Here is a 19,639-nt window from a genome sequence, read left to right as displayed (position 1 = left end):
CGATCAAGCATTGTTCGGCGGCAACAGGAGGACCACGATGGCGAAAGCGAAGAAGAAGAAAAGCAAGAAGGCCAAAAAGGCCAAGAAGGCCGTAGCGGCGAAGAAGTCCGCGAAGAAGGCGACGAAGAAGAAGGCGGCCAAGAAGACCGCCAAGAAGTCTGCCAAGAAATCTGCCAAGAAGGCCGCCCCGAAGAAGGCTGCCAAGACGACCGCAAAGAAGTCGGCGGCCAAGAAGGCTGCTCCGAAGAAGGCCGCGAAGAAGGCGGCACCGAAGAAGGCGAAGGCAGCGCCTGCTCCGAAGCCGTCGGCACCGGCGGAGACCCCCGCGCCCGCCGAGACAAGCTGGGCGATGCCTTCGTCTTCTGCGGAAGCGGCGCCGGCGGAGGGGCAGGGGTAGGAAGGCGGTCTCTCATCGCCTTCGGACTGTCACTCGGGACTGTTACTCGGGATTGTTACTTGGGATTGTAACGAGAAGGCCGCGGCACCCCGGTGCTGCGGCCTTTTTGCATCGTGGAAAGCCGCCCTGGCAACTGGCGCTCCGGGCCCACCCTGATTCGTAGCGAAGGTGTCACGCCGCCTGGCGATCCCCGGGTTTACACGGGTCTGCACTGCACCTTGGAATGCAAATAATGTGATCGAGAAGCCACACAGCCTGACAACCTTTCGTGAATTCGTCAAAACGCCTAAAAAGTCGGCAGATGCCCGTGCTTTTTGCTTCACGGTTCCTGTCCATCGATCCAAATTGCCGCAGTGACGCAATTTTGCAGGTAGGCCGCATGCCCCGGGGGGCTTCCGGGGGCGACTGCTAAGTAAGAACGGGTAGATGGGGATCGAAATGAAAAAAGTGGCTTTGTTGGCAACGACGCTGGCAATGGTGACGACGGGTTCGGCGTTCGCGGCAGATCTGCGCGTGAAGGCATTGAAGGCCCCGCCGCCCCCGGCGTTCGATCCTTGGGATATCGCCTTCGGCGGCGGCATCATGAGCGATTACGTCTTCCGCGGCATCACCCAGTCGAACCATAAGCCGGCCGTCACGGCCTATTTCGAGCCTCGCTACAACGTCACCAAGGACTTGCAGCTCTACGTCGGTACGTCCGCCTCGAGCATCTCCTTCCCGAACCGCGCTGCGGCGGAAGTCGACTTCTACGGCGGTATCCGCCCGACCTTCGGCATGTTCGCCTTCGACTTCGGTCTCTGGGGCTACCTCTATCCGGGCGGACAATGCTTCGGCTCGCAGTACACATTGGCTCAGGGCAATTGTGGCGGCGACATCGATTACTCGCAGGGGGCAATCGGCCTTCCGATCAACGGCAACTTCGCCAAGAAGGACGCCAGCTTCTTCGAAGCCTACGCCAAGCTGAACGTCGTCATCAACGACCAGTGGACGGTCGGCTTCAACGAGTACTACTCGCCGAACTTCCTGAACCTCGGCGCCTGGGGCAATTACGCCTCGATCACGGCCAAGTGGACCGCCCCGAGCACAATCTTCGGTGCCAGCGGCGTCGGCATGTACGTGTCGGGTGAGTTCGGCCGGCAGTGGTTCGGCACTTCCGACATCTTCTACGGCATCGCGGGCGATCCGGTTTATGCGAACGGCATCAAGGAGCCGAGCTATAACACCTGGAACGTCGGCGTCGGCTTCACCTACAAGGTGTTCACGCTCGATCTGCGTTATCACGACACCGACCTGAACAAGGGCGACTGCAACGCCTTGACCAGCGATCACACCGCGAAGTTCACCGGAAGCTTCACCCCCATCAACCCGGGCGGCTTCGGCTCCAACTGGTGCAGCGCGGCCGGCGTGGCCAAGCTCTCTTTCGACCTGACGGCGATGAGCAATCTGAAGTAAGCTTCTTTCCGAAACGACTTCGCGAGGGCGGCAGGGCAACCTGCCGCCCTTTTGCTTTTCTCCACGCCGTCATGGCCGGGCTTGACGCGTGTATGGAGTGACGACTCGAACTTGATGATCAGCGGCTACCCAGCGCTCGCCTCAGCGCGCGGCGCTCGGCTCCGCCGCAGTCCGCTCGCCGCCGACGACGTGGATCGCACCGTCCTTCACCAGCGCCACCTTGCGGGTGTGGAAGGCATCGAGCGTCGAGCGGTGGCCGATCGAGACGATGGTGGCCTGCGGCAGTCTCTCCGCCAGCAGCCGGTAGAGCCGGGCTTCCGACGGCTCGTCGAGCGAGGCGGTGGCTTCGTCCAGGAACAGATAGTCCGGCGCATGCAGCAGCGCGCGCGCTAGCCCGAGACGTTGCTGCTCGCCGAGCGAGAGCATCCTGTTCCAGTGGCCGTCCTCGTCCAGCCGCTCGGCGAGATCGGGCAGCCCGACCGCGATCAGGGCCTCGCGGACCTGCGCGGCGTCGAACGCGCCCGGCGCTGCCGGATAGACCACGGCATCGCGCAACACACCGACCGAGAAATAGGGCCGCTGCGGCAGCATCATCAGCTTTGCCTTTTCCGGGACCACAACCGTGCCGGTGCCGAACGGCCAGATGCCGGCGATGGCCCGGAACAGCGTGGACTTGCCGGAGCCGGACGGTCCGGTCACCAGCACGCGCTCCGAGGCCTGAATGGTGAAGGCCTTGGCGGCCACCAGCGGCGTGCCGTTGGGCAGGTTCACGCAGAGCTGCTCGAGGTCGATATGGCGGCCGGCGACCTCCAGCGCGATGGCAGGCTCATGTGCCGGCAGATTGACCGCCGAGGCGACCGACATCTCGAAGCCATCGAGACGGGCAACCACCGCACGCCATTCGGCCAGGGATCGGTAGGCGCTCACGAAAAAGGACAGGGCCTTCTGCACGCTGCCGAAGGCGGAGCCGGTCTGCACCATCCCTCCAAGTTGAATCTTACCGGCAAAATAGGCAGGCGCGGTGAGGATGAAGGGGAAGATCACGGCGGCTTGGGAATAGCTCGCCGTGAAAGCAGTCAGACGCTTGGTCCGGCTCATGATCGCGTACCAATTGCCGACGACATAGCCGTAGCGGTGCAGCAGTCGTTCGCGTTCGGCGCCTTCGCCCTTGAGCAGTGCGATCTGTTCGGAGTTCTCGCGCACGCGGACGAGGTTGAAGCGGAAGTCGGCCTCGTAGCGCTGCTGCTCGAAATTGAGATTGACCAGAGGCGAACCGATCCAGTGCGTGAGCGCGGTGCCGAAGATCGCGTAGACGAGCGCCGCCCACACCAAATAGCCGGGGATGGGAAAGTCGAGGCCCGAGATATGCAGCGGTGCCGCGTTCGACAGCCCCCACAGAATGACCACGAACGAGAGCAGCGTGACGATCGAGGAGAGCAGCCCGATGCCGATATTGAGAGTCTGCTCGACGAAACTCCTGACGTCGTCGGTGATGCGTTGGTCCGGGTTGTCGGCCGCATCGCCCTTGAGCTGCATCCGATAGTGGGTCGCGCTATTCAGCCATTCGCCCAGATAGTGACGCGTCAGCCATTGCCGCCAGCGAATCTGGAGCCACTGATTGAGATAGAGCTGGTAGACGGAAAGCGCGACGCTGGCGCTCGCGAGCAATGTGAAGACGCCCAGCTCCCAGACGAAGCCGTTCCAGTCGCGCTCCTGGAGATAGTTGTAGAAGCGGCTGTACCATTGGTTCACGAGCACATCGATGGCGACCAGCAGCAGTTCGATCACGATCACCGCGGCGAGCAGGCCGCGGCCGGCCCATTTGTCCTCTGACCGGAAATAAGGGATGGCGATTCGCCAGACGATCGCGAGCGTGGCGCGGATGTTGTTCACAGAGCTGGATCTCCTCAGGGGATGTGCACGATGCCCAGAGCCAAATAGCTGAGGCGATGGCGGAAATGGGCGCGCTTAGACTAAAGTCGCAAGTTCTGCAATTTGCGTTGGATTGTCGCAGCCAGCAACCCTAGCATGGTGCCCGCCGGCGCGGGGCAGGGTGCTCCGGGATTTCGCGACCTTGTGAGCGGACGGGAACCGCCGGATGCGCGAGAACTTCGCGCCGCGGCTGCAACTGGCTGCCGATCGCTTTCTCGTTCGGCGTGGTCTTCGAAGGCGCCCCGGGCTTCGCCATGCCGGTGCGCCTGCATCGACCATGCGCGAACCTTCTCAACGCCCCCGCCGTCTCATAGAAGGTGCGGCAAGTCAGGTCGGTCGAGAGGTCTCATGGTTTCGTTCCAGCGATTGGTGTGTGCGGCGGTTGCAATGTTCGCGATGTCCACACTCGCGCGTGCCCAGGAGGGGTTTCCGTTCGGCACCGAGATGACGCTGGAGGCGTTGCCGCAGGCAGGCTCGAAGCGGATTCCCAACATCGAGATCGGCGACAATGGCGAGGTCGTGCTGGAGCTCTGGTGCAAGGGCGGCAAGGGCCAGTTCTCGGTCGCCGGCAACACCGTGATCTTCGTGCCCGGCCAGATCCAGAACCGCAACTGTCCGCCGGCGAGAGCGCAGGCCGACGACGAGCTCGTCGCAGCCCTCGGCAGCGTCGAGACCTGGAAGCGCCAGGGCGACGTGCTGACGCTGATCGGCCCGAAGCCGCTGCGCTTCAGGACGACGGGGAATTAGGTCTCTGTCATTCCCCGCAAAGGCGGGGAATCCAGTACGCCGCAGTCTATCGATTCCATCGCTGCTGTCTCGGAGTACTGGATCGCCCGGTCAAGCCGGGCGATGACAGCGGTGGCTGTCTCAGCCTACTTCCACACCGACTTGTCGGCGTCCCAGCGCTGGCCCTTCAGCTCCTTGACGAGCGCCTCGATCGAGCCGTTGTCGTCGGGCAGATCGCCTTCTTCGTCGAGGCTGGCATCGTCGGACAGATTGAGCCTGGCCCCGCTGCCCTCGTCGGCCGTCGTGGTCGCCGGGCTGCCGATCCAGAGCATGAGCTTGTCGGTGGTGCCCGGCTTGTCGGGCGAGACCAGGCCTGCGACCTCGATCGTGTCGGTGAGCTCGAGCGCCGGGAAGTCCTGGTTCGGCCGCTTGAACACCAGCTTGAGCCTGCCGGTGGCCGGGTTGAAGTTTTGCGTGACCGGCTTTGCCGCGAGCGTCCTGCTCAGCACGCTCGCCACCGCCGTTGCAAGCTTGCCCTTGTTGATCTTGTCGCCCTCGCGCCAGTCGGCCGCAGGGAAGCGGATGGTGCGGTCCATCTCGGTCATGCCCGCGGTCCAGCCTGCGGCGGTGACGCCCGGCATTGCCTTGAACTTCGCCAGCAGCGCGCCGGCGCGCTCGGGATCGACCGACATGGTGATGGTCTGCTCGCCGGCGCGCAGCGCGTCGCAGCCGACATTGAGGCTCGCCAGCGTCACCTCGACCTCCTGGCCCTTCAGGCTCTTCAGGAAGTCGGTCGCCGCATCCAGCTTGACCTTGACCGCGATCGCTTCCGGCGAGACGTCGGTGAAATCCTTCGGCTGCGGCGTGATGCCGTCGTCGGAGGTCTGACTGTCCAGGAATTCCTTTTCGCTGAGATCGGAATTGTCCGGCGAGGTCACTTCGGTCACCGCCTGGCCGACCGCGATCTGGCCGCGGAATTCGAACATGTCGCCGGACTGCTTGCGCGTCAGCTTGACGCTGACCGGCGACTTCTCACTGATGCTCTGCGTCGTTCCGGTCAGCGTCTGGCCGGCGACCTGGAGGTTGACGACGAAGCGGTCCTTGCGGTCGGAGTTCTTCGCGATGGGGTAGCAGACGTCGAGCACCGCCGCGCTCAGCGTCTTGCCCTGGCGCGTCTCCTTCAGGATCACGTCGGCATTGCCGTCCATCAGCCCGTCCATCGCGGTGAAATAGCGCGTCTCGGTTCCCCCCGGCGCGGTCGCCTTCGGCGACAGCTTCATCTGGGCGGAGGCCTGCGGTGGAACGGCGAGCAGGGCCAGAACGGCCGTGGAGCAAACCAGAAGCGCACGCATCGATGACATCCTCGCGCAACGGCCATGATCCGGAAAGCGTGAAGCGGTCTCTAGGATCATGCCCGAACAATCAGAATCGGCGCGCCACCGTAGTGGGTTTTGGCCGCTGGTTGAATCGGAAAGCGAAACGGGCAGGGTCGGCAAAAAAGAAGGCCGCCCGGAGGCGGCCTTCGCAACTCTGTCACGGAACGGAAGGCTTAGAAGCCGCCCATGCCGCCGCCGGGGGGCATCGCGGGCGGAGCTTCCTTCTTCGGCATCTCGGCGACCATGGCCTCGGTGGTCACCAAGAGGCCGGCCACGGAAGAGGCGTCCTGCAGCGCGGTGCGCACCACCTTGGCGGGATCGATGATGCCCTTCTCGACCATGTCGACATAGTCCTCGTTCTGGGCGTCGAAGCCGAAGGTCTCGGACTTGTTCTCCAGGATCTTGCCGACCACGATCGAGCCTTCCACGCCGGCGTTCTCGGAGATCTGGCGGATCGGGGCTTCCAGCGCCTTCAGCACGATGTTGATGCCGGCCTGGACGTCGTCATTGGCGTTGGTGAGACGGCCGACCGCCTTCTTGGCGCGGAGCAGCGCGACGCCGCCGCCCGGGACGATGCCTTCCTGAACCGCGGCGCGGGTGGCGTTGAGCGCGTCCTCGACGCGGTCCTTCTTCTCCTTGACCTCGATCTCGGTGGCGCCGCCGACGCGGATCACCGCGACGCCGCCGGCGAGCTTGGCGAGGCGCTCCTGGAGCTTCTCGCGGTCGTAGTCCGAGGTGGTCTCCTCGATCTGCGCCTTGATCTGGCCGACGCGGGCCTCGATGTCGGGCTTCTTGCCGGCGCCGTTGACGATCGTGGTGTTCTCCTTGTCGATCACCACCTTCTTGGCGCGGCCGAGCATCTTCACCGTGACGTTCTCGAGCTTGATGCCGAGCTCCTCGGAGATCAGCTGGCCGCCGGTCAGGATCGCGATGTCCTCCAGCATGGCCTTGCGGCGGTCACCGAAGCCCGGCGCCTTGACGGCCGCGACCTTGAGGCCGCCGCGGAGCCGGTTGACGACCAGGGTGGCCAGCGCCTCGCCCTCGACGTCCTCGGCGATGATGACGAGCGGCTTGCCCGACTGCACCACGGCTTCCAGCACCGGCAGCATGGCCTGCAGGCCCGAGAGCTTCTTCTCGTGCAGGAGGATGTAGGCGTCCTCGAGCTCGGCGGTCATCTTCTCGGCATTGGTGACGAAGTAGGGGCTGAGATAGCCGCGGTCGAACTTCATGCCCTCGACGATATCAACCTCGGTCTCGAGCGACTTGTTCTCCTCGACGGTGATGACGCCCTCGTTGCCGACCTTCTGCATCGCCTGGGCGATCATCTTGCCGATGGCGGCATCGCCGTTGGCCGAGATGGTGCCGACCTGGGCGACCTCGGAGGAGGCGGCGACCGGCTTGGCGCGCTTCTCGATGTCCTTGATGACGGCGGCAACCGCGGTGTCGATGCCGCGCTTGAGATCCATCGGGTTCATGCCGGCGGCGACCGCCTTGGCGCCTTCGCGCACGATGGCCTGGGCCAGCACGGTCGCGGTGGTGGTGCCGTCGCCGGCGAGGTCGTTGGTCTTGGAGGCGACCTCACGCACCATCTGGGCGCCCATGTTCTCGAACTTGTCCTCGAGCTCGATCTCCTTGGCGACCGTGACGCCGTCCTTGGTGATGCGGGGGGCGCCGAAGCTCTTCTCGATGACAACGTTGCGGCCCTTCGGGCCGAGCGTCACCTTGACGGCGTTGGCGAGAACGTCGACGCCGCGCAGCATGCGATCGCGCGCGTCTCCGGAAAACTTGACGTCTTTGGCAGCCATGGTCTGCAATCCCTCGTGTTATGTGATGTGTGTTGTCTTGTGCCGTGCGGCGGAACGATGGATGCCCGGATCGCCTGGATCCGGGCATGACATTCAGCGGCTGTTCAGGCGGACGGCCTTAGGCCAGCACGCCCATGATGTCCGACTCCTTCATGATCAGGAGCTCTTCGTTGTCGATCTTGACCTCGGTGCCCGACCACTTGCCGAACAGCACGCGGTCGCCGACCTTGAGGTCGATCGGGATCAGCTTGCCGGTCTCGTCGCGGCCGCCGGGGCCGACGGCGACGATCTCGCCCTGGGACGGCTTTTCCTTGGCCGTGTCCGGAATGATGATGCCGCCCTTGGTCTTTTCCTCGGCGTCGATACGTTTGACCACGACACGGTCATGCAGCGGACGAAATTTGGATTTAGCCATGACGTTTCCCTTTGGAGGCTCGCTTCGGAAGTTGTGGGGTCGGTGGGGCGGCGCTTCCGTCCGGCCTCGCGTCGAGGATCGAACGGCGCGCTTAGCAATCGGGCTTTCCGAGTGCTAATAGTGGGTCCGGAAATATGGCTTGGCCGCGATCCTGTCAAGCAAAGGTGGTTAAGCGATTGTTGAGGCGGATATAGGATGGTGGCATTGGAAACTCGCTCGGGGCGTCGCCGTAAAGAACGACGTCATTGCTCCGGCAGCGGTTTTGCGCTTGGCTGCGGGAGGGGTGCGGCCATGGTCTTGTTCGGGGGAATGCCATGATCAGTTCGGCTCACGCGCGCACGGTTGCCAATCTGGCGGCCGCCTCTTGTCTGGCGCTGCTGCTGGGCGCCTGCGGCGGCGGCTTCAACCTGCCGTCCCTCACGTCGTCCCCGCCGCCGCCCGAAGCCGAACCTGGCGTCGCTCCGGAAATGCCCGCCAGCATCCGCGCCGACGAGATCGTCGGCCGCTGGGGCCTCGCCTCGTTCCAGAACCCGGCCGATCGCGCCCGCACCGAGAAGATGGCGCGTGAGCAATGCAGGAACCCCTACGTGATCACCGCCGGTTCCTCCGGTGGCGTGATCATGCATCTCGCCGACCAGGCGACGCCGCAGGAGCTGCGGCTGAAGGGCTCGCCGAGCGGCAAGAACTACATCGGGCCGGCCGGCCCGACCCCCGGCGACCAGGACCGCGAAATCGTCTCCTTCGACGGTCGCGTCATGATCACCCGCTTCATCGACAAGGACGCCGGCACCCGCTACGGCAACATGGTCTACGTCCGCTGCGCGCCGAGGGCGTGACGGTCTCTTACCCTCTCCCCTTGTGGGAGAGGTGGCTCGCCGCGTAGCGGCGAGACGGGTGAGGGGTCTATCTCCTCACGAACGGTCTTGCGAGTGGAGAGAACCCTCATCCGGCGCTTCGCGCCACCTTCTCCCACAAGGGGAGAAGGGAAGAAGAGTTCACGATCTGCACCGGCCAAAACAAAAAACGCCGGCCCAAGGCCGGCGTTTTGTTATTCCGATGTCGTCGCCGCTCAGTCGAACAGCGCGTCGATGTCGTCCTGCGAGGCGTGGCCGACGTCGCCGGCGAGCTTGGGGCCGTTGAGGAGCTTCTCGTCCTCGCTGCGGTTGTCGACCTGCGCGGGCACATGGGACTTGATCGCGTCGACGCCGCCCCAGATCTCCATCATCGCGTTGATGTGCTGCTCGATGAACTTCATCGTGCCCATGACCTTGCTGATGCGCTGGCCGGTCAGGTCCTGGAAGTTGCAGGCTTCGAAGATCGAGATGACGCGTTCCTGGATGTCGTCGGCAAGGCGCTTCTGCTGATCGATCGAGTCCACCTTCGACATCGCGCTGGCGGCCTGGTCGATCGATTCCGCGGCTTCGAGGATCTGCTGGGTCGCCTGCTCGGTGCCGCCGACCACCGCGCCGAGCTCGCCGTTGACCTTGGCCATCTCGCCGCCGTCGAAGCTCTTGCCGTGCAGCGTCGCGATCTCGCGCTTGGTGCGGTCGATGGCGTCGTGGATGAGGTCGAGCTCGACCTTCAGCTTCTCGCACTGCTCGATCTGCGCCCGGTAGGTATCGAGCATGGTGCGCGCTTCGGCAAGCTCGTGCGCGGTCGAGGCGTCGATCGCCGCCATGGCAGCGCTGCCGGACAGCGGGGCCGCGACGATGCCCTTCGCCATCTGGGCGCGGATCGCGCGCAGCTCGGCCATGATCTCGCTATGCATCGGGAGTGCCTCTTCAGTTACGTCTACAATGGGCATCTCGCCACCGACGATATCTTCGACGCGAAAACGCTTGCGGTGAACAGCCATCAGGATACTCCCCCCACCTCACTCACGCGTCTTTGTAGGCAGAAGCGATTTAACACGAAGTTCACAGCAGGAACTGCTGATCGGCCGCGCGCGACGCGGCGCAAAGAAGCGATTAACCATCACCGCGCGGCGTTCATCGAAAATAAACGCTGATCGCCAAATTGCAGGCGCGCTCGCGACGTGGTGAATCCAAACGCGCTGTCCGTTTACCAAACAAAACGGCTTTTGCTTTTTATTGACCACGTCGAAGAGCGCGGATCAGCCACCGGCTCTCCACGACGCATGTGATCTAGACGAAACAGTACAGAGTACGTCGATGTTCAAGAAAATGTCTGTCGCGCTGCTCGGCAGCGCTTGCACCTTCATGGCCGGCGCGAACGACGCGGGCGCCTTCGACAACAGCGTGCCGAACGATCCGCCCGCGGTGCTGTACCAGCCGCGCGTGCCGCCGGCGCCGGTGCGCGTGGCGTCCCATTCCAACATGGGCGGCGGCTTCATCGAATTCCTGTTCGGCGATGGCCCCGGCCGCGGCCCGGCCTACGCGCCGGAGCGGCCGGTGTATCAGCAGCAGCCGGGCTATTACGACCAGCGGCGCCTGCCGCCGATGGGCGAGCCGCAGATGCAAGGTGGGTATCAACAAGGCGGATATCAGCAGGGCGCGTCTCTGCAGCAGGAGGCGGTCGATCCGCGGCAGCGTCCGTTCGATCCGAAATTCGAGAAACAACTCGTTGACTATAGCGGCAAGGAAAGTCCCGGCACGATCGTGGTCGATACGCCGAACAAGTTCCTCTATCTCGTCGAGGGCAACGGCCGGGCATTGCGCTACGGCATCGGCGTCGGCCGTCCCGGCTTCACCTGGTCCGGCGTGAAATCGATCACCGCCAAGCGCGAATGGCCGGACTGGACGCCGCCGGCGGAAATGCTCGCGCGCCGGCCCGATCTGCCCAGGCACATGGAAGGCGGCCCGGAAAATCCGCTCGGTGCCCGTGCGATGTATCTGGGATCGACGCTCTATCGCATCCACGGCTCCAACGAGCCCTGGACCATCGGCACCAACGTCTCCTCCGGCTGCATCCGCATGCGCAACGAGGACGTCATCGATCTCTACGGCCGCGTCAATGTCGGCACCAAGGTCGTGGTGATGTGAAGCGTCATGCGCTCGATGGAGCGATCAAGTCCGGGTGCCGCGTCGGCTCGAAATGCGCGGCGTCGAAGGGACGCTGCCGCCGCCAAACGTCCGCCTGAATAGTCCTACGTCCGCTGACGGTGCCTCGACCCGCGACGAGGGACAGCGGCGCGGCGAGGACGAGCTGATGAAGCCGAATGCGGTGCGCGAGCCGAGCGGTTCAGCCGCCGCACCGACAGCTCTGCCTTCCTGAGGCGCTCGTGCAGTCCCTCCAACTCGTACAATTCGGTGATGAGATGGGTCGTGACGTCGCTCAGGGTCGCGATGCGCTGTTGAAGTGAACTCATTCTTAAAACCCCCGACTGTAGCCAAGAGAGGCAGCCACGATGTGTGGCATAAGCAGTGTGTTCTTCCAATTGAACACCCATGTCCAAATTTGGAAATCCGGGAGTCTACGGCGGCGTGTGTCGGAGGACGATTTCGCCCGGCATGGTGAAGTCAGGCGCACCTCGTGACGTTCTGCACGGTGCTGTCCGACAACGCACGCACTAGTCATATTATATCGAATGGCATCATGGCGTGTGGTGGCAGAGCAGAAGTGCGTTGAGCTCTGCTTGAACAGAAATCGGCCGCCCGGAGGCGGCCGTTCCACATCTGTCGGTCGAATGGCCTACGCGTAATCGCTGCCGCCGTCGTCGTCGCCGCCGAAATCGCTGTTGTCGGCCGTGTCGAAGCTGTCGTCGTGATCGTTGCCGTAGTTCTGGTCGTAGTTGTCGCGCTCGTTCGACGCCTGGTCGAAGAAGCCCTGGCGGGATTCCCGGTTCGAGCCAATGTCATCGAGGCCGGCCTCGCGCGCCAGCGAGCCGCCGGACTGATCGCCGCCGCCCCAAGGACTTCCACCAGCGCTGCGGTCGCCGAGCGCGTTGCTGTCGCCAAAACCCTGCTGGTGCGATCCGCCCATCATGCCGCGGATGCTCGAGAGCAGCAGCGAGCCGCCGACGACGCCGGCTGCGGCCGCCGCCGCCGTGCCGAGGAACGAGCCGCCGCCACCGCCGATCGGCGGAGCGCCCTGACCCGGACCTTGGCCGTAAGCCTGTCCGTAAGGCGGCGCGCCGTAACCCGGCTGGCCTTGCGGCATCGCCTGTCCGGTATTCCAAGCCGGACGCTGCTCACGCTGCGGCACATTCGGCACCGAGCCGCGGGACGGGCCGCCGCCAAACAATGTGTCGCGCATGGTGTCGAGGAAGCCGCCGGACTGCGCCTGCTCGGGCGCGTGGGCCGCTTCCAGCTCCTGGATGCGGGCATTGGCGCGCTTCAGCGCTTCGTCCTGGACCAGCGTGGTCTGCACCAGCGCGTAGATGGCGCCGGGCGCCTTGCGCAGCCCGTCGGAGATCGCGGCGATCGCATCGGGATCGCGCTGTGCATTCTCCAGCTTAGAAAGCCGGTCAAAAAGGTCGTCGACGAGCTGGCGTTCCTGCGGCGTCATGATCTGTCTCCTTCGCGCCAAACCAAGCGCGAGAGGAGATGTAGGGTTCCATTATGGCCCCAACAGTGCCGGCCGGATTAAATTTCGGTATGCGACAAGCTGCCTCTGGGCCGCTTTTCGCCGTTCACTGCAGTGTCACGTTGCTGTCGGCCAGCAGGCGCGCGAAGGCATCGCCCGCGAGATAGGCGTGCTCGCGCTCGCGCACGTCGGTCATGGGGTCGAGGCCGGTAAGGACATCATCGACAAAGCCGGGATGGCACATCACGAGGCCGCCATCGGGAAGGCCGTCCAGGAATTGCTGCATCAGCGCGCCGAAATCGGCGGCGCGCGTGAAATCATAGGCGCCGGCGAAGCCGGGGTTGAAGCTGAGGCCGGCGCTGCCGGCGCGGCGGCGGAATTGCGCGCTGAGGATATCGAGCACCATGGCCTTGGGGGAGGCCAGCCGCTGCCGCAGCGGCAGGTCGCGGCCGCCTTGGCGCACCCAGGCGTTCGGCGCGACTTCGCTGACCGCATCGACAAAACCGTCGCGCACCTGCGGGAAGAGCTGCACATGCTGGTGACCGTCGACGAAGTCGGGGGTGCGTCCGAACGCGTCCATGAAGGCGGCCAGCTGTGCCTTCACCTCGTTGCGGATGAATTCACGGTCGAGCCGGCGCATCAGACCGGCGCGCAGCAGCTTGGGAAAGGCGAAGAACATGTCGCCGTCCAAGGGGCGGAAATGCATGGTGAGCGGCCGGAACGGCGCCGACAGCGTCACGTGCAGCCCGATCGCGCAGCGCGGGCTTTGCTTTGCCGAAGCCTGCAGCGCCTCGACGTCGCCGCGCGCGATCGCGGGCCCCACCATCATCACCGACGTCGCATTGAGGCGGCCGCGTTCGATCAGGTCGCGGATGGCGCGGTTGACGCCCGGGCTGATGCCGTAATCGTCGGCGCAGAGCCAGATCCGCCGCGGGCTCGCGGCCACGCTCATTCGGCTGCCGTCCTGCTCGCGGCATCATCAGCTTCGGAATGCTTCTCGCTGTGCTCGGCGACGAAGTAGATCGGGCGCGCCTTCAGCTCGGAGAGGATCTTGCCGATATATTCGCCGACGATGCCGATCATGATGAGCTGCACGCCGCCGATCGTCATCAGTCCGATCACGAGCGAGGGATAGCCGGGCACCTGCTTGCCGGTCGTGAACACTTCCCAGAGGATCGAAAGGCCGAACAGGAAGGCGCCTCCTGCGAGAATGACGCCGAGCAGGCTGGCGAAGCGCAAGGGCGCCACTGAAAAGGACGTCAGGCCCTCGATCGACAGGCCAAGCAGGCTCGCGGCGTTGAAGGTGGTGACGCCATGGGCACGCGCTGCGGGCTCGTAGTCGACGCGGATCTGGCGGAAACCGATCCAGCTGGCGAGGCCCTTGAAGAAGCGGTTGCGTTCCGGCAGCTGCCTCAGCGCCGCGACCGCGCGCGGCGACAGCAGGCGGAAATCGCCGGCGTCCTCCGGAATCTTCTGACGGGCGCCCCAATTGATCAGCGCGTAGAAGCCGTGCACCGCGACCCGGCGCAGGAAGGACTCGTTGTCGCGATGCGCCTTGGCGGTATAGACGACGTCATAGCCGTCATCGATCCAGTGCCGCACCAGCTGTTCCACCAGCGCCGGCGGATGCTGGCCGTCGCCGTCCATGAACATCACCGCGCCGAGGCGGGCATGGTCGAGGCCCGCCATCAGCGCGGCCTCCTTGCCGAAATTGCGCGACAGCGACACCACCTGGACGTCGATGGCGTCGGCCGGCAATGACCGCGCGATCGACAGCGTCGCATCCTTGCTGCCGTCGTCGACATAGACGACTTCGCAGGACAGGCGATAGCGCTGCCGCAGGGTCTTGGCGAGCTCGCAGATGCGCTGATGCAGGCCGGCAAGGCCAGCCGCCTCGTTGTAGACGGGGATGACGATCGACAGCCCCTTCGCGGCTGCGCTGGCTGCGGTGGTCGTCATGCCGGATACGTCAGAGCCCAGCGTCATCGATCAAGGTTCCGGAGGTGTTTAGGTCTTCTCAACCGCATATGGTAGCTGCCGTTTGCTGTCGCAAAGCTGAACAAACCTTGGGCTCACCGCCGCAGGAACGCCTCCAGCCTGGCGAACAGCGGGTTCTCGCGGTCGAACACGTAGTCGAGCGACACCACCGAGACGGTCTCGGCGCCATGCTCGCGCAGGAAGCTCGCCAGCGCGTAGAGCTGCCCCGGTGGGCAGTGCAGGGTCAGCATGCCTGACGAGGTCGGACCGCCGAACGGGGCCTCCACGCCGAACCGGCTGTGGGCTTCCCCGAGCAGGGCGGCATCGCATTGGCGGAAGCGGGTGCGGACTTCGCGGTACTTGTTGGCCCGCGCCCGTGCTGCGATGTGATCGAGGATGACACGCGCCGTCTCGCGCGCCTGCGGCGACCAGTCGGCCTCCTTGGCGGCCACCAGATTGGCCTGGCTGCGCAGGATCACGCCGTCGTCGAGCACCCGCAGGCCGTTGGCAGCGAGCGTCGCCCCGGTCGTGGTGATGTCGACGATCAGCTCGGCGCTGCCGGCCGCCGGCGCGCCTTCGGTAGCGCCCGCGCTTTCGACGATGCGGTAATCGGTGATGCCGTGAGCCTGGAAGAAGCCGCGGGTGAGGTTGACGAATTTGGTCGCGACCCGCATCCGCATGTGATGCTGCTCGCGGAAGCCGGTGGTGACGTCGTCAAGGTCGGCCATGGTGCGGACGTCGATCCAGGCCTGCGGCACCGCGACGACGACGTCGGCATAGCCGAAGCCGAGCCCGTCGATCAGCGACACGCGCTTGTCGGCATCGGCGATGTTCTCGCGCACCAGGTCTTCGCCGGTGACGCCGAGATGCGCGAAGCCGCGCGACAATTGCGCGGCGATCTCGCTCGCCGAGAGATAGGCGACCTCGACATTGTCGAGGCCTGCGATGGTGCCGCGGTAGTCGCGGGCGCCGCCGGCCTTCGACAGTTTGAGGCCGGCACGGGCAAAGAAGGCCTCAGTGTTCTCCTGCAGGCGGCCCTTGGAGGGAACGGCCAGAACGAATGGCGCGCTCATGACTTAAGCTCCCACCTTGCGGCCGCTCCGGTTCAGCGCCTCCACCCAGACCGAGAAGCCGACCGCCGGAATCGGCTCAGCTGATCCGAGCTGGGTCATCAGCCCGTCGTAGCGGCCGCCGGCGACCAGCGGCTCGGTGCCGTTGCCGCTGTGATGCAGCTCGAACTCGAAGCCGGTGTAATAATCGAGCCCGCGCCCGAACGCGGTCGAGAAACGAATCTGCCTCACGTTGATGCCGCGCGCGGCCATGAAGCCGACCCGGCTCTCGAACTGATCGATCGCGGACGCGAGATCGAGCTTCGCGTCGGTGGTGAGTGCGCGCAGCTCGGCGATGGCATCGTCTGGATTGCCCGATATCGATAAGAAGCGCTTGAGCACGGCGATCGCCTCGCGCGGCAGCGCGCCGCCCTTCAGCGTCGATTGCTCAAGGAAGCGATCGGCGATCTCTGCCGTGGTGCGGCCGCCGACATTGGTGGTGCCGGCGATCGACATCAGATCGGTGACGAAGGCGAGCGCCGCCTTGCGGTCGGAGCCGGCAAGGGCCGCCAGCACGCCCTCATACTCGCTGCGCGTCGCTTTGGTCGCGGCCGCCAGCCGCTCCAGATCCTGCTCCAGGCTGATCTTGCGGTTGAAATCCTTGACCAGGCGGCGCCGCCAGACCGGATAGAGATTGAGGGCGTCGAGCAGCGCATTGAACAAGGCGACATCGCCGGTGCGGATCTCGACGTCGCGGACGCCGAAGGCGGCCGTCGCCTCCAGCCCCAGCGCCAGCATCTCGGCATCGGCCGCGGCGCGGTCCTGACGGGCGAACGATTCGATACCGGCCTGGAGGAATTCACGGGCCTGGCCGCTACGGTAGCGGAACACCGGACCGAGATAGCTGAACCCCGCCGGCTGGCCGGCGCGCCCCGAGGCCAGATAGTCGCGCGCGACAGGAATGGTCAGGTCCGGGCGCAGGCAGAGCTCCTCGCCGGAGAGGTCGGTGGTCAGGTACAGGCTCTTGCGGATGTCCTCGCCGGAGAGGTCCAGGAACGGCTCGGCCGGCTGCAGGATGGCGGGTTCGGCCCTCACATAGCCGGCCTGCGCAAACGACAAGAGCAGCGTATCCGCCCAGGCGGCGGAGCCGGCAGCATTTGAGGTGGCAATCGCGGTCATCTCTGCGGTCCATCGCCCGGCGGAACCGGGCAGGCAAGGGGAGGCGAATTGGCGCAGCCCTTAGCATGGCCCGACAGCGGTTTCGACCTCCAAAGGATCAATCGCTTAACGGGTGGGCAATTCGTCATGGCCGGGCTTGTCCCGGCCGTCCACGCCTTGCCCACCGGCGCAAAGGACGTGGATGCCCGGGACAAGCCCGGGCATGACGACGCCATGCGTTTGCACCGCTGACGAAGTTAGCTGGCCTTTCCGCTCCAATCCCCCAGCACCGCTTGCACCAGCGCCAGGGCGGCGACCGCGGCGGTGTCCGCCCGCATGATGCGGGGGCCGAGCGCCAGCCGCAGGATTTTGGGCTGGCGCAGCAACAGCGCCCGCTCTTCCTCGGCAAAACCGCCCTCAGGGCCGATCAGCACGTCGATACCGCGTCCGACCTCGCGCGCGCCTTGCAGGCTCTGAACGGGATTCTGGACCTCCGCCGCCTCGTCGCAGAAGATCAGCAGGCGGTCGGCGGGCCGCTGGCTCAGGAAGCGCTCCAGCGGCACCGGCTCGGCCACGCTGGCGATGCTGAGGATGCCGCATTGCTCGGCCGCCTCGACCACATTGGCGCGCATCCGCTCGGTGTTCACCCGGGACGCCTGGGTGAACCGGGTCAGCACCGGCTGCAGGGCGGCGGCGCCCATCTCGATGGCCTTCTGCACCATGTAGTCCAGCCGGGCATGTTTGAGCGGGGCAAAGACGTAAGTGAGGTCGGCGAGATGGTCCTGGGGCCGGGTCTGCTGCAGGATCACGAGGCCGTCCGGCCGCTTGCGGCCCTCGATGGCGGCCTGCCACTCGCCATCCCTGCCGTTGAAGGCCAGGACCTCGGCCCCGGCCGCCAGCCGCAGCACATTGCCGAGATAGTTGCTCTGGTCGCGGTCGAGCGGCACCCTGGCGTCCTGGGCCAGGGTGGCATCGACGAACAGGCGGGGCGCGCGAAAATCGTGGGAAGGCATCGCTTGGGATCCGATTACCGGCCGTTCTTAACCGAAAGGCGCCATTTCGGGGGTAAATATTGCCGAACTGGTGCGTCCCAGCGCCGCGCTCTCGCCCTATTCCACGGGTTGTTAAGCGCCGGCGGGAATCGTAAAAACGCGAACATGCTGGTCGCGCTTCAATTGGGAAGCCCTGAACCCGTAAGCTCCTGCCGGAGAGACTGTCTTGATGATCCGCCATTTGATGGTTCCGATCACTGCCGCCATGGTGGTCATGGGTGCTGCGGGCGCGTCTGCGCAAAGCGCGTTCCCGGCGCCGCTGCCCAACCAGCCTGCCGCCAATTCCCCATTTCCTCCGGTTAACGGTTCGGCACCCGCTGCTTCGCTCGGTGCGGCGCCGCAATCGTCCTTTCCCGTGAACGGTGCTGCCCCGATCGGTGGCGCCGGCGCCTTCAGCGCGGCTCCCCCGACGCAGGCCGGTCCCGGCGAGGACTGCATGAAGGCATTCATTCCGCTGCGCGAGGAAGCCGAGAAGCGCGGCAAGCTGATCAAGGCCGCGAGCGATCGTCGCGCGCAACCGGACGAGGCCTGCAAGCTGATCCGCAATTTCAGCCAGGCTGAAGTCAAGATGATCAAGTACATCGAGACCAATGCCGCCAAATGCGGAATCCCGCCCCAGATCGGTGCGCAGCTGAAGGAAGGTCACAAGAACACCGAGGCCATGGCGACGAAGGTCTGCAACGTCGCGCAACAGATGCAGAACCAGCCGCGCGGGCCCGCCGGACCGTCGCTGAGCGAGGTGCTGGGCTCGGGCTCGGCGCCCGAGGCCAATGCCGGCAGGAAGGGTGGCAGCACCTTCGATACGCTCAACGGCAACGTCCTGACCCGATGAGCGATACATCCGCCCGCGTTGCCGATTCCACCGGCAACTGGGTCGATACGCTCGCGCCACATTGGGCGCGGCCTTATCTGCGCCTGTCCCGCTTCGATCGCCCGATCGGCTCCTGGCTTCTCCTGATGCCATGCTGGTGGTCGGCGGCGCTGGCCGCCGCCATGGCGCACGACGTCCGCGGCCTGCCGCTCACCATCGTGCTGTTCTTCATCGGCGCTTTCGTCATGCGCGGGGCCGGCTGCACCTGGAACGACATCACCGATCGCGACCTCGACGGCAAGGTCGAGCGCACGCGCTCGCGGCCACTGCCGTCGGGGCAGGTGACCACCAGGCAGGCGCTGGTCTTCATGGTCGCGCAGGCGCTGGTCGGTCTTGCGGTGCTGCTGCAGTTCAACCGCTTCGCGATTGCAACGGGCATCGCCTCACTCCTGATCGTCGCGATCTATCCCTTCATGAAGCGCATCACCTGGTGGCCGCAGATCGTGCTCGGGCTCGCCTTCTCCTGGGGCGCGTTGATGGGGTTTGCCGTCACCTTCGGCCGCATCGACGCCACCGCGCTCGTGCTCTATGCCGGCGCGATCTCCTGGGTGATCGGCTATGACACCATCTACGCGCATCAGGACACTGAGGACGACGCGTTGATCGGCATCAAGTCGACCGCGCGCCTGTTCGGCGCGCATACGCGCCAGGTGCTGGTCCTGTTCTACGGGCTCGCGGTGATGCTGATCGGCGTCGCGCTGGCATCTGGCGAAGCGCGCTGGCCGGCCTGGCTTGGGCTCGCCGCCTTCGCCGCGCATCTGGTGTGGCAGATCGTGCGGCTGCGCATCAACGATCCCGAGCTGTGCCTGCGCCTGTTCAAGTCGAACAAGCATGCGGGCCTGTTGCTGTTTGCGGGATTGCTCGCGGACGCGATGATGCGGACGGCGTGACGCGAATGCGTAGGGTGGATTAGCGAAGCGTAATCCACCAACTTCTATCCGCGC

19 protein-coding genes are annotated in these 19,639 nt (G+C 65.2%); 8 read left to right on the top strand and 11 right to left on the bottom strand.

The genetic code is table 11. The features are described from left to right. Positions 1 to 37 precede the first annotated feature (37 nt). Together I6F20_RS15730 and I6F20_RS15725 are read left to right on the top strand one after the other, a co-directional pair. Positions 38 to 397, top strand: coding sequence for a hypothetical protein (locus I6F20_RS15730; RefSeq protein ID WP_036039910.1), 360 nt, complete (start codon positions 38 to 40; stop codon positions 395 to 397). Between the two features lie 438 nt (positions 398 to 835). Next, positions 836 to 1,849, top strand: coding sequence for a TorF family putative porin (locus tag I6F20_RS15725; protein WP_225126879.1), 1,014 nt, complete (start codon positions 836 to 838; stop codon positions 1,847 to 1,849). Positions 1,850 to 1,990: 141 nt separating this feature from the next. On the opposite strand, the gene I6F20_RS15720 is transcribed toward I6F20_RS15725, so the two are convergent. After that, complete coding sequence (locus I6F20_RS15720) at positions 1,991 to 3,742, bottom strand: ABC transporter ATP-binding protein/permease (RefSeq protein WP_036027052.1); 1,752 nt, start codon at positions 3,740 to 3,742, stop codon at positions 1,991 to 1,993. A 387-nt stretch (positions 3,743 to 4,129) separates the two neighbouring features. On the opposite strand from I6F20_RS15720, the gene I6F20_RS15715 reads away from it, so the two are divergent. Then, positions 4,130 to 4,528: an META domain-containing protein gene (locus I6F20_RS15715; RefSeq protein ID WP_036014293.1), complete on the top strand. Its 399-nt coding sequence runs from the start codon at positions 4,130 to 4,132 to the stop codon at positions 4,526 to 4,528. A gap of 125 nt (positions 4,529 to 4,653) precedes the next feature. Here I6F20_RS15715 and I6F20_RS15710 read toward each other — a convergent pair whose 3' ends face one another. The 3 genes from I6F20_RS15710 to I6F20_RS15700 form a co-directional block, all read right to left on the bottom strand. Then, the gene (locus I6F20_RS15710) at positions 4,654 to 5,859 is read right to left on the bottom strand and encodes a hypothetical protein (protein WP_057027627.1); all 1,206 of its coding nucleotides are present in this window, start codon (positions 5,857 to 5,859) and stop codon (positions 4,654 to 4,656) included. A gap of 197 nt (positions 5,860 to 6,056) precedes the next feature. Next, positions 6,057 to 7,688, bottom strand: a complete 1,632-nt coding sequence (gene groL, locus I6F20_RS15705) for a chaperonin GroEL (RefSeq protein ID WP_036014289.1) — start codon at positions 7,686 to 7,688, stop codon at positions 6,057 to 6,059. A 118-nt stretch (positions 7,689 to 7,806) separates the two neighbouring features. Next, positions 7,807 to 8,103: a co-chaperone GroES gene (locus I6F20_RS15700; RefSeq protein WP_008544107.1), complete on the bottom strand. Its 297-nt coding sequence runs from the start codon at positions 8,101 to 8,103 to the stop codon at positions 7,807 to 7,809. 314 nt (positions 8,104 to 8,417) lie between these two features. Here I6F20_RS15700 and I6F20_RS15695 point away from each other — a divergent pair, with 314 nt between their 5' ends. Continuing rightward, entirely contained in the window at positions 8,418 to 8,939 is a 522-nt protein-coding gene (locus tag I6F20_RS15695) for a hypothetical protein (protein ID WP_036014287.1), read from the top strand. Positions 8,940 to 9,172: 233 nt separating this feature from the next. On the opposite strand, the gene I6F20_RS15690 is transcribed toward I6F20_RS15695, so the two are convergent. Continuing rightward, complete coding sequence (locus I6F20_RS15690) at positions 9,173 to 9,958, bottom strand: protein phosphatase CheZ (protein WP_036014285.1); 786 nt, start codon at positions 9,956 to 9,958, stop codon at positions 9,173 to 9,175. A gap of 316 nt (positions 9,959 to 10,274) precedes the next feature. Here I6F20_RS15690 and I6F20_RS15685 point away from each other — a divergent pair, with 316 nt between their 5' ends. Next, positions 10,275 to 11,105 (top strand): L,D-transpeptidase, encoded by an 831-nt coding sequence (locus tag I6F20_RS15685; protein WP_225113352.1) that lies wholly within the window; start codon positions 10,275 to 10,277, stop codon positions 11,103 to 11,105. A 34-nt stretch (positions 11,106 to 11,139) separates the two neighbouring features. Continuing rightward, complete coding sequence (locus tag I6F20_RS15680; protein ID WP_146207773.1) at positions 11,140 to 11,337, top strand: hypothetical protein; 198 nt, start codon at positions 11,140 to 11,142, stop codon at positions 11,335 to 11,337. A 417-nt stretch (positions 11,338 to 11,754) separates the two neighbouring features. Here the strand turns inward: I6F20_RS15680 and I6F20_RS15675 are convergent, their stop codons facing one another. The 6 genes from I6F20_RS15675 to I6F20_RS15650 all read right to left on the bottom strand — a co-directional run bounded on the left by I6F20_RS15675 (position 11,755) and on the right by I6F20_RS15650 (position 17,785). Further along, positions 11,755 to 12,570, bottom strand: a complete 816-nt coding sequence (locus tag I6F20_RS15675) for a DUF2076 domain-containing protein (RefSeq protein ID WP_036014279.1) — start codon at positions 12,568 to 12,570, stop codon at positions 11,755 to 11,757. Between the two features lie 124 nt (positions 12,571 to 12,694). Beyond that, positions 12,695 to 13,540: a ChbG/HpnK family deacetylase gene (locus I6F20_RS15670; RefSeq protein WP_109145352.1), complete on the bottom strand. Its 846-nt coding sequence runs from the start codon at positions 13,538 to 13,540 to the stop codon at positions 12,695 to 12,697. Further along, on the bottom strand, positions 13,537 to 14,574 hold the full coding sequence (locus I6F20_RS15665) for a glycosyltransferase family 2 protein (RefSeq protein WP_036014274.1): 1,038 nt from the start codon (positions 14,572 to 14,574) through the stop codon (positions 13,537 to 13,539). The genes I6F20_RS15670 and I6F20_RS15665 overlap by 4 nt, the downstream gene beginning before the upstream one ends. Before the next feature lie 86 nt (positions 14,575 to 14,660). Then, a complete protein-coding gene (gene hisG, locus I6F20_RS15660; RefSeq protein WP_128264856.1) occupies positions 14,661 to 15,638 on the bottom strand; it encodes an ATP phosphoribosyltransferase in 978 nt (325 codons plus the stop codon). A gap of 3 nt (positions 15,639 to 15,641) precedes the next feature. Beyond that, positions 15,642 to 16,793 (bottom strand): ATP phosphoribosyltransferase regulatory subunit, encoded by a 1,152-nt coding sequence (locus I6F20_RS15655; protein WP_225126878.1) that lies wholly within the window; start codon positions 16,791 to 16,793, stop codon positions 15,642 to 15,644. A gap of 236 nt (positions 16,794 to 17,029) precedes the next feature. After that, positions 17,030 to 17,785, bottom strand: coding sequence for a 16S rRNA (uracil(1498)-N(3))-methyltransferase (locus tag I6F20_RS15650; protein ID WP_225126875.1), 756 nt, complete (start codon positions 17,783 to 17,785; stop codon positions 17,030 to 17,032). A 208-nt stretch (positions 17,786 to 17,993) separates the two neighbouring features. Between I6F20_RS15650 and I6F20_RS15645 the strand changes: the two genes are divergently transcribed. Next, on the top strand, positions 17,994 to 18,656 hold the full coding sequence (locus I6F20_RS15645; RefSeq protein WP_225126873.1) for a hypothetical protein: 663 nt from the start codon (positions 17,994 to 17,996) through the stop codon (positions 18,654 to 18,656). Continuing rightward, positions 18,653 to 19,585, top strand: a complete 933-nt coding sequence (ubiA, locus tag I6F20_RS15640; protein WP_225126871.1) for a 4-hydroxybenzoate octaprenyltransferase — start codon at positions 18,653 to 18,655, stop codon at positions 19,583 to 19,585. The genes I6F20_RS15645 and ubiA overlap by 4 nt, the downstream gene beginning before the upstream one ends. The last annotated feature ends 54 nt before the right edge of the window (positions 19,586 to 19,639 follow it).

Source organism: Bradyrhizobium sp. IC3123, assembly GCF_020193625.1.
Classification (GTDB): domain Bacteria; phylum Pseudomonadota; class Alphaproteobacteria; order Rhizobiales; family Xanthobacteraceae; genus Bradyrhizobium; species Bradyrhizobium yuanmingense.
Note: the sequence above shows the minus strand (reverse complement) of the source record. Positions and strands in the feature narration are given on the sequence as shown.

Bases quoted from the DNA above. Each gene is read 5' to 3' on its own strand.
- I6F20_RS15730 (WP_036039910.1), top strand. From the start codon at position 38: ATGGCGAAAGCGAAGAAGAAGAAAAGCAAGAAGGCCAAAAAGGCCAAG.
- I6F20_RS15725 (WP_225126879.1), top strand. From the start codon at position 836: ATGAAAAAAGTGGCTTTGTTGGCAACGACGCTGGCAATGGTGACGACG.
- I6F20_RS15715 (WP_036014293.1), top strand. From the start codon at position 4,130: ATGGTTTCGTTCCAGCGATTGGTGTGTGCGGCGGTTGCAATGTTCGCG.
- I6F20_RS15710 (WP_057027627.1), bottom strand. From the start codon at position 5,859: ATGCGTGCGCTTCTGGTTTGCTCCACGGCCGTTCTGGCCCTGCTCGCC.
- groL (WP_036014289.1), bottom strand. From the start codon at position 7,688: ATGGCTGCCAAAGACGTCAAGTTTTCCGGAGACGCGCGCGATCGCATG.
- I6F20_RS15700 (WP_008544107.1), bottom strand. From the start codon at position 8,103: ATGGCTAAATCCAAATTTCGTCCGCTGCATGACCGTGTCGTGGTCAAA.
- I6F20_RS15695 (WP_036014287.1), top strand. From the start codon at position 8,418: ATGATCAGTTCGGCTCACGCGCGCACGGTTGCCAATCTGGCGGCCGCC.
- I6F20_RS15690 (WP_036014285.1), bottom strand. From the start codon at position 9,958: ATGGCTGTTCACCGCAAGCGTTTTCGCGTCGAAGATATCGTCGGTGGC.
- I6F20_RS15685 (WP_225113352.1), top strand. From the start codon at position 10,275: ATGTTCAAGAAAATGTCTGTCGCGCTGCTCGGCAGCGCTTGCACCTTC.
- I6F20_RS15675 (WP_036014279.1), bottom strand. From the start codon at position 12,570: ATGACGCCGCAGGAACGCCAGCTCGTCGACGACCTTTTTGACCGGCTT.
- I6F20_RS15670 (WP_109145352.1), bottom strand. From the start codon at position 13,540: ATGAGCGTGGCCGCGAGCCCGCGGCGGATCTGGCTCTGCGCCGACGAT.
- I6F20_RS15665 (WP_036014274.1), bottom strand. From the start codon at position 14,574: ATGACGCTGGGCTCTGACGTATCCGGCATGACGACCACCGCAGCCAGC.
- hisG (WP_128264856.1), bottom strand. From the start codon at position 15,638: ATGAGCGCGCCATTCGTTCTGGCCGTTCCCTCCAAGGGCCGCCTGCAG.
- I6F20_RS15655 (WP_225126878.1), bottom strand. From the start codon at position 16,793: ATGACCGCGATTGCCACCTCAAATGCTGCCGGCTCCGCCGCCTGGGCG.
- I6F20_RS15650 (WP_225126875.1), bottom strand. From the start codon at position 17,785: ATGCCTTCCCACGATTTTCGCGCGCCCCGCCTGTTCGTCGATGCCACC.
- I6F20_RS15645 (WP_225126873.1), top strand. From the start codon at position 17,994: ATGATCCGCCATTTGATGGTTCCGATCACTGCCGCCATGGTGGTCATG.
- ubiA (WP_225126871.1), top strand. From the start codon at position 18,653: ATGAGCGATACATCCGCCCGCGTTGCCGATTCCACCGGCAACTGGGTC.